The organism is Acinetobacter sp. 228 (assembly GCF_048147885.1).
This window is the reverse complement of the sequence record NZ_JAYWYV010000285.1, coordinates 1-1,344: the sequence shown is the minus strand read 5'-3', so window position 1 is coordinate 1,344 and position 1,344 is coordinate 1. Positions and strand designations below refer to the sequence as shown.

The window sequence follows — 1,344 nt, the reverse complement described above, 5'->3', positions numbered from 1 at the left end:
AATTAGTTAAATTTCTTAACATTAATTATGTGGAAGGGATGATTAAAAAGATGAGCCTACTTAAACACCTTGTAAACTCATCTTATTTATAAATTTAGATAGAATTATTAAAAGTATCGCATTGGTTAATATCACCGGTTTTTAAACCGACTTGGAACCAGTGCATTCGCTGTTCACTACTACCATGAGTAAAGCTATCCGGAACGACTTGTCCTGTTGCTCGTTTTTGTAAGTAGTCATCTCCAATTTTTTGCGCGGCATCCATTGCCTCCTCGACGTCCCCCTGCTCTAAAAACTGAGTACGCTGTTGATTATGATTGGCCCAGATACCCGCTAAACAGTCAGCTTGTAATTCTTGACGTACAGATAACTGATTACCTTCTCTTTGACTGACTTGCGCACGAGCCTGTTGTACTTGAGATGAGATACCAAGCAAAGTTTGGACATGATGTCCTACTTCATGGGCAACTACATAAGCTTGGGCAAAGTCCCCTGCCTGATCTTGTCTCGATAATTCTGTCTGATTTTGTTCGCCAGATATTCCCATCTGCTCACGCATATCTTTGAAGAATTCTGTATCAATATAAACCTTTTGGTCTGCAGGACAATAAAATGGTCCCATAGCAGATTGAGCTGTGCCACATCCTGATTGAGCTATTCCACTAAATAATACTAATGTTGGTGGCGTATAAGTTTTACCTAACTGTTTAAAAATAGGTGTCCACGTATCCTCTGTATCGGCTAATACTGTTCCAACAAAATCAGAAGCTTCCTTTTGCTCGGCTGTTAAACTTTCGGGTGCTGTTGCATTTGATTGTTGCGAAGCAGTAACCTGCTGCGTTGCCTGATATGCTTGTTGGGGGTCAACGCCAAAAAATTTCCATGCAACAAATGCCACAACCAAACCAATAATACTAATACCACCTGCCCTAACACCGCCTCCGCCTCGACGGTCTTCAACATTGGTACTGACTCGACGATCTCTCCAACGCATAATTTCCCTCTTCTTTGTAGATGGCCTGATTAACTAGAAGCTTTTGGCCACATTTTTTGTATCAAGCTAACAACAAGCAATACTATTGCACCAGCAACAATTCCTATTGCAAAGTTAATAAGCGTTGGAGTTAAAGCACCAATGATGTTGCCTACAGCAGGTATAGTTTCCACATGATCAACTGTATTTTCAGTAACATGATGGAGTAAAGGAATCGTATGATTAATAATCCCTCCACCTACCAAAAACATCGCAATAGTGCCGACGATAGACAATAACTTCATTAAAAGTGGCGCAAATGCAAGCAGCCCGCGACCAATAGTTTGTTTAAAAGAAGCAGCCTGTTTTGT

2 protein-coding genes are annotated in these 1,344 nt (G+C 40.7%); both read right to left on the bottom strand.

Features of this window, described 5'->3' with window-relative positions:
* Nucleotides 1-94: 94 nt before the first annotated feature.
* Nucleotides 95-994: a neutral zinc metallopeptidase gene (locus VXQ92_RS18265; protein ID WP_001267656.1), complete on the bottom strand. Its 900-nt coding sequence runs from the start codon at nt 992-994 to the stop codon at nt 95-97.
* A gap of 29 nt (nt 995-1,023) precedes the next feature.
* Nucleotides 1,024-1,344: DUF808 family protein (locus VXQ92_RS18260; protein ID WP_416682758.1), on the bottom strand; the 321-nt coding region annotated here is incomplete at its 5' end.